4 protein-coding genes are annotated in these 6,673 nt (G+C 72.1%); 3 read left to right on the forward strand and 1 reads right to left on the reverse strand.

The window, feature by feature from the left end:
• The first annotated feature begins 22 nt into the window (after positions 1-22).
• The 3 genes from ACRYR2_RS17455 to ACRYR2_RS17465 all read left to right on the forward strand — a co-directional run bounded on the left by ACRYR2_RS17455 (position 23) and on the right by ACRYR2_RS17465 (position 6,386).
• Complete coding sequence (locus ACRYR2_RS17455) at positions 23-2,410, forward strand: glycoside hydrolase family 2 TIM barrel-domain containing protein (protein ID WP_432564167.1); 2,388 nt, start codon at positions 23-25, stop codon at positions 2,408-2,410.
• Between the two features lie 153 nt (positions 2,411-2,563).
• On the forward strand, positions 2,564-4,978 hold the full coding sequence (locus ACRYR2_RS17460; protein WP_432564168.1) for a hypothetical protein: 2,415 nt from the start codon (positions 2,564-2,566) through the stop codon (positions 4,976-4,978).
• A gap of 1 nt (position 4,979) precedes the next feature.
• The gene (locus tag ACRYR2_RS17465) at positions 4,980-6,386 is read left to right on the forward strand and encodes an MFS transporter (protein ID WP_432564169.1); all 1,407 of its coding nucleotides are present in this window, start codon (positions 4,980-4,982) and stop codon (positions 6,384-6,386) included.
• 10 nt (positions 6,387-6,396) lie between these two features.
• On the opposite strand, the gene ACRYR2_RS17470 is transcribed toward ACRYR2_RS17465, so the two are convergent.
• Positions 6,397-6,567 (reverse strand): substrate-binding domain-containing protein, encoded by a 171-nt coding sequence (locus ACRYR2_RS17470; RefSeq protein WP_432564170.1) that lies wholly within the window; start codon positions 6,565-6,567, stop codon positions 6,397-6,399.
• Positions 6,568-6,673: the final 106 nt, after the last annotated feature.

The raw sequence follows: 6,673 nt of genomic DNA on the forward strand, positions 1-6,673 counted from the left end.
CGACACCTCGAGGAGCACCCCCTTGCCCGCCACCGCCTTCAACGCCGACTGGACCTGCCGCCGGCCGTCAGGACCGTTCAGCGCCGCCACCGGCGACAGCGACCGGGGCACCGTCGTGCACCTGCCGCACGACGCCCTGCGCGACGCCGTCCGCGCGGCGGGGAACCCCGGTGCCGGTGCCTACTACCCCCGCGGCGCCTACACCTACACCAAGCGGTTCGCGGTCCCGGCGGACTGGCGGGGCAAGGTCGTCCACCTCGAGGTCGAGGGCGCCTACCGGCGCGCCCAGGTGTTCTGCAACGACGAACTCGCCGGGAACCGCGCCGACGGGTACGCCCGCTTCTTCGCCGACCTGACCCCGTACCTGCGGTACGGGACGGAGAACGAACTGCGCATCGAGGTGCGCAGCGGCGAGGACTCCCGCTGGTACTCCGGCGCCGGTCTGCACCGCCCGGTCACCCTGCACGTCGAGGACGCCGTGGGGATCGTCCCCGACGGGGTCGTCGTCGAGACCCTGGCCCTCGAACCGGACCAGGCCGTCGTCGAGGTGCGCACCACGGTGCGCAACCTCGAGGTCGCCACCCGCACCGTGCGGGTCCGCACCGAGGTCGACCCCGCCGTGCGGGCCGAGACCCCGATCACCCTGGCCGGGGGCGAGACCGCCACCGTCCGGCAGCGCCTGTACCTGCCCGAGCCCAGGCCGTGGTCGGTGGACGACCCGCAGCTGTACCGGGCCCGGGTGTCGGTGGTGGGCACCGGAGCCGCCCACGTCGTCGGGTTCGGGGTGCGCACGATCTCCGTCGACCCGCGCAAGGGTCTGCGGATCAACGGGGAACCTGTGCTGCTGCGCGGCGCGTGCCTGCACCACGACAACGGCCCGCTCGGCGCAGCCGCCGTCGGTCGTGCCGAGGAACGGCGCGTCGAACTGCTCAAGGCCGCCGGGTTCAACGCGATCCGCGCCGCTCACAACCCCGTGTCCAAGGCCATGCTCGACGCCTGCGACCGTCTCGGGATGCTGGTGGTCGACGAGGCCTTCGACATGTGGACCCGGTTCAAGTCGCCCTACGACTACGCCGCGGAGTTCCCGCAGTGGTGGGCCGACGACCTGGCCGCGATGGTGGCCAAGGACCGCAACCACCCCAGCGTGGTCATGTACTCGATCGGCAACGAGATCGTCGAGGTCGGCACCCCGCACGGAGGGCGCTGGGCCCGGCGGCTGGCCGAGCACGTGCGTGCCCTCGACCCGACCCGCCCGGTCACCAACGGTGTCAACGCCCTGCTCGCCGTCATCGACGAACTGCCCGCCATCACCGCCGAACTCGGCGGCCTCAACGAGGTCATGGCCGGCGGGAACTACTTCGCGGCCGTCAGCGCCAGCCAGGCCGCCACCACCCGCACCGAGGAGTCCAGCTCGGTCCTGGACGTGCTCGGCGTGAACTACGGCGAGTCGCGCTACGCCCAGGACGCCGTCGACTTCCCGGACCGCGTGATCGTGGGTTCGGAGAGCTTCCCCTCGATGATCGGCCGGCTGTGGCCGCTGGTGGTGGCCAACCCCAACGTCATCGGCGACTTCACCTGGACCGGCTGGGACTACCTCGGCGAGGTCGGCATCGGGGCGACCGCGTACGCCTCGCAGCCGGAGGCGGTGGCGAACCTGGAGCGGGAGTTCCCCTACCTGACGGCCTGGTGCGGGGACCTCGACATCACCGGTTTCCGCCGTCCGGTCTCCTACTACCGCGAGATCGTCTACGGCCTGCGCAGCGAACCCTTCCTCGCCGTGCGCCGCGCCGAGCACTCCGGCGAGGAGATCACCATGCAGTCGCCCTGGGCCTGGAGCGACTCGATCTCGTCGTGGACGTGGCCCGGGCACGAGGGCCGGGACCTCACGGTCGAGGTCTACGCCGACGCCGACACCGTCCGGTTGTCGGTGGACGGTCGGGAGGTCGGCCACGGGCAGGTCGGCACCGGCAAGCCGTTCCTGGCCGAGATCGTGACGCCCTACGTCCCGGGCACCCTGGAGGCCGTGGCCTTCCGCGACGGCGTCGAGGTCGGGCGGACCACCCTGTCCACGGCAGGCGCGGCCGGGCTGACCGCTCACGCCGACCGCACCGTCCTGCGCGCCGACGACACCGACCTCAGCTTCCTCAGCGTCGAACTGCGCGACAGCGCCGGCCACCTGGTCACCGGGGACGACCGCGAGGTGAGCGTCACGGTCACCGGCGCCGCGGTGCTGGCGGGGATGTGCAGCGCCCGGCCCGCGACCACCGAGCGGTTCGACCAGAACACCTGGCGCACGTTCGACGGCCGGGCGCTGGCCGTGGTGCGCCCGACCGCGCCCGGCGCAGCGCAGGTGCGCGTCTCCTCCCCGCTCCTGGACGACGTCGTCCTGGACCTGCTCGTCGAAGCCTGACGGCCGCGGGCCGGGGCGGCCGGGAGCAGCGTCGCTCACCGCCACCCGCCCCGCGCCACCGCGGCTGCTCCACGCACCCCGTGGCGGTGTTACCGTGGGGACGTGCGAAAGCGTTTTCGCACCGATCCTTCTCGCTGGAGCGGAGTGATGTGCGTGTCGACCGAGCGCAAGGCCAACGCCGGGTTCGAGGCCCGCTTCTCGGACGCCGGCCACCTGGTCTCGCTGGTCGCCCGCGTCGACGCGCTGGGCACCAACTGGGTCGTCGACCCCGCCTACCTGCGCGAGGTCGGCTACGACGAGGCCGACAAGTCCTTCGGGGAGGTCAGCCTCGTCGCCGACGGCCGCCGGTGCTCCAGCGTCGAGGCCCCGCGCACCGTCGACGCCTCCGACCCGCTGCGCCAGCGCGTCAGCCTGGAGCTGGCCGGGCTGCGCCTGCAGACCACCTACGACCTGGGCGCCGATCCGCAGGCGGTCGAGTTCCGCGTGAGCGTGCACAACCCCGGCGGGTCCGCGGTGCGCCTGGACCACCTGGCCGTCTGGACGCCGTTCGCGCACGTGATGTTCCGCGACGGCGACGTGCGGCGGAACATGGACCACTCGGTGGCGGCCTTTCCCTCGATCTCCCCGGACTTCACCAAGCTGGCCCTGCACCGGCGCAGCGGCACCGCCCCCCACCTGGGGTTGTTCGCCACCGGCGGGCGGACGCTGTCGATCGGCACCTGGTGCGCCTGGACCAACCGGTTCTTCGAGAACGCCTCCCCGTCCCTGGACGGCGTGCTGTTCCACCAGCTGGTGCTGGCCGGTGGCTACCCCGAGGGGCCCGAGCCGGTCAGCGACTGGATCTACCCGCGGAACCCGGTCACGCTGGCCGCCGGTGAGCGGCGCGTCTGGTCCTACCGGATCGCGCCCTTCACCGACCGCGCCGACTTCGCCGCGCAGGCGCACCGGCTGGGCCACCCCGTCGTGCACGCCGAACCGCTGACGGTGGTGGGCGGAACGCTGCGCGTCACGCTCGACCCCCCGGCCGGGCGGAGCGTCCAGCGCGTCAGCCTGCGCCACGGCGACCACCGGAACCTGCAGGAGCAGGACGTCACCGCCCACCTGACCTCGCGCGCGGGCCGCAGCGTGCTGGAGGTCCCGGTGGAGGCGGCCGGGGAGCACCAGGTGCTCATCACCCTCGACGACGGCCGCCTCGACCAGGTCGTGGTCAACGTCACCGAGCCCCTCGAGCAGGTGCTCGCCGCGCGGACCCGGCACGTCGCCGACGTGCTCTACACCGGCCCCGACGGCCCCGTGCCGCACGCGTTCACCCCCGTCTCCAACCAGGGTGAGTCCCTCGGCAAGCTCACGCTCGTCCTGGCCCGCAACCTGGCCGGTGACCTCGACGTCGAGCAGGTCCGCAAGGTCGAGCGCAGCGTCGTGCACTACGTGCGCCCCAAGTGGTTCACCGACGGCGACCTGCGCCGGCCCGCGCGGTTGTACGGGCAGTTCTACCGGGTCATGGACTTCGAGTACATCGCCCACCTGCTGCTGCTGCTGTCGCGCTTCGACGACGGCACCCTCACCGAGAACCCGGCCCGCACCTACCTGCAGTGGGCCGCCGACGTCTTCGAACTGCGCGTGAACCCCGACCTGCACGCCGACGAGCGCGGCAAGGAGGAGTCGCAGATGCTCGGCGTGTACTTCCTGTACGTCGACGAACTCCTGGCCGACCTGCACGCCGCCGGGCTGGAGGAGCGGCACCGGGCCATCGCCGGGGTGTGGCGCGACGTGGTCGACCGGGTCGCCGCCCAGGCGCCCACCTACGCCGGCGCCGTCACCGAGCACTTCTACGACAACGCCGGTTTCGGCCCGACGGCCGGTGCGCTGTGCACGGCCGGCCGCCTGCCCGAGGGACTGCGGTACGCCGAACTGCTCGAGGCGAACATCGGCTACAGCAACGACTTCCGCGCCCAGGCTCCCGACCGCTGGTGGGAGGCCCTGTCCTTCATGGTCCACTCGCTGTGGGGTGGGCTGGCCGCGGCGGCGATGCTGAAGGTCTACGAGGCCCACCCCGACACCAGGTTCCTGCTGGCCGCCTACCGGGCGACGGTGGCGGTGCTGTACTGCTACGACACCGCCGCCACGACCACCGCCCTGCGCCTGGGCCCCGGCGAGGCGGCGTCCACGTACAGCGTGGCCGGCCCGCACGTGAACCGGCCCGACCTGTCGCGCAACCGCTTCGGGCAGTCCACCTTCGCCCGCGACGGCGGGATCTTCACCCGCCTGTTCCCCGACGGCTCCATCACCCCCGACTGGGACATGGGCGAGGAACTCGTCGCCTACCTCGACGGGTTCGGTCGCAAGACGTTCCTCCACACCGACGCGGACGGCGAGGTGCGGGCCGTCAACGGATCGGTCGAGCGCACCGCCGAGGGGTACCGCGTCACCAGCCACGCGCCGTACCCCCTGCAGTTCCACTTCCACGAGCGCGGGATCCACCTCGTGCTCGACGAACCCACCGCCGTCGTCGACCTCGTCGACGGCGCCTTCCACCCGCTCGCCGCCCTGCGGAACCGAGCGCACTGACATGCCCGATCCGAAGGAGCAGCACGGCATGACCAGCCACGAGGCCACCGAGGTGGCCGGCACGACCCCGGGATCCGCCACCGCCGGCGGACGCCTTCCCCTGCACCGGGTCCTCGGCTACGCCAGCACCGACACGGCCGGCAACCTGCTGTACTGCATGGTGACGTCGTTCGTCCTGTACTACTACACCGACGTCTTCGGGATCTCCCTGGCCGCGGCCGGGACGATCCTGCTCATCGCCCGGATCCTCGACGCGTTCGACGCGCCGATCTGGGGTTTCATCATCGACCGCACCCGCACCCGGTGGGGTCAGAGCCGGCCCTACTGGCTGCTCGTCACACCGTTCTTCGCGGTGTTCTTCGTCATGCTGTTCTGGTCCCCGGACCTCGGCAGCGGCGGGAAGTTCGTCTGGGCGCTGGTGACGTACCTGCTGTTCGGCATCGCCTACACCGGCATCGCCACCCCGATCACCTCGATCCTGCCCAACCTCAGCAACGACTCCGGTGAGCGGATCACGCTGAACAGCTACCGCATGGTCGGCGGGAACGTCGGGTACTTCGTCCCCGCCACCTTCACCCTCGGGCTCGTCGCCTTCTTCGGCGGCGGCAACGACATCGTCGGCTGGCGCGCCACGGCGGCGTTCTTCGCCGTCGTCGGCGTCGCCCTGCTCGCCTACGCCTTCTGCACCACCCGCGAGATCAACACCGAGCGGCAGCGGCCCCTGCCCATCCGGCACAGCGTGCGCGCCGTGCGCGGCAACTGGCCCTGGGTCGTGCTGGTCGCCGCGTTCGTCCTGTACTGGCTGGGCAACTCCGCCCGCACCTCGGTCCTGGTGTACTTCACCGAGTACCAGCTGGGGGACAAGAACTTCGCCGCCGTCCTCAACGGCCTGGTCCTGTTCCAGGTCCTCGGCATCGTGCTCATCCCGTTCCTGGTGAGGAAGCTGTCCAAGACCCGGGTGCTGCAGCTCGGGTTCCTCGTCGCCGCGCTCGGGCAGGTCGCCATGACGTTCGCCGGGTCCTCGCACGTCGCCCTCGCGGTGTGCTGGTCGCTGGCCTCGCTGGGAACCGGCATCGCGGTCTCGATGCCGTTCGCGATGCTCTCGGACACCGTCGACTACGGCGAGTGGCGCAACGGGGTGCGCGCCGCGGGGTTCCTCACGGCCATCGGTTCCTCGTTCTGCATCAAGATCGGTTCCGGCCTCGGTGGGTTCATCCCCTCGATGATCATGAGCTCGGCCGGGTACCGGGCGGGGCAGCAGCAGACCGACGCCGCCCTGAGCGCCATCGGCTTCAGCTTCAGCTGGCTGCCGGCGATCTTCTTCGTCGCCGGCGCGGTCGTCATGCTGGCCTACCGCCGCTACGAGCGGATGGAACCGCAGGTGCGCTCGGCGCTGGCCGCGGTCTGAGTCCGCCCGGTCAGGCGGGAGCCGTCGACTCCCGCCTGACCAGCCGGCACGGCACCAGTTCGACGCCGTGGTCGGGTGTGCCGGCGATCGCGTCCACGAGCAGGGCCGCCGCCCGCGCGCCGATCCGCTCGCACTCGTTGTCGATGCTGGTCAGGGTCGGGCTGGTTCCCTCCGCCAGCACGTTCCAGTTGTCGTGGGGGGGGGGGGGGGGCGGGGGGGGGCCCCCGGGCCCCCCGCCCCACCCCGCCCCCCCCGCCCCCCGCCCCCACGGCGCCCCCGCGCACCAC

Origin of the sequence: Kineococcus deserti (genome assembly GCF_050871945.1) — a bacterium.
Taxonomy (GTDB): domain Bacteria; phylum Actinomycetota; class Actinomycetes; order Actinomycetales; family Kineococcaceae; genus Kineococcus.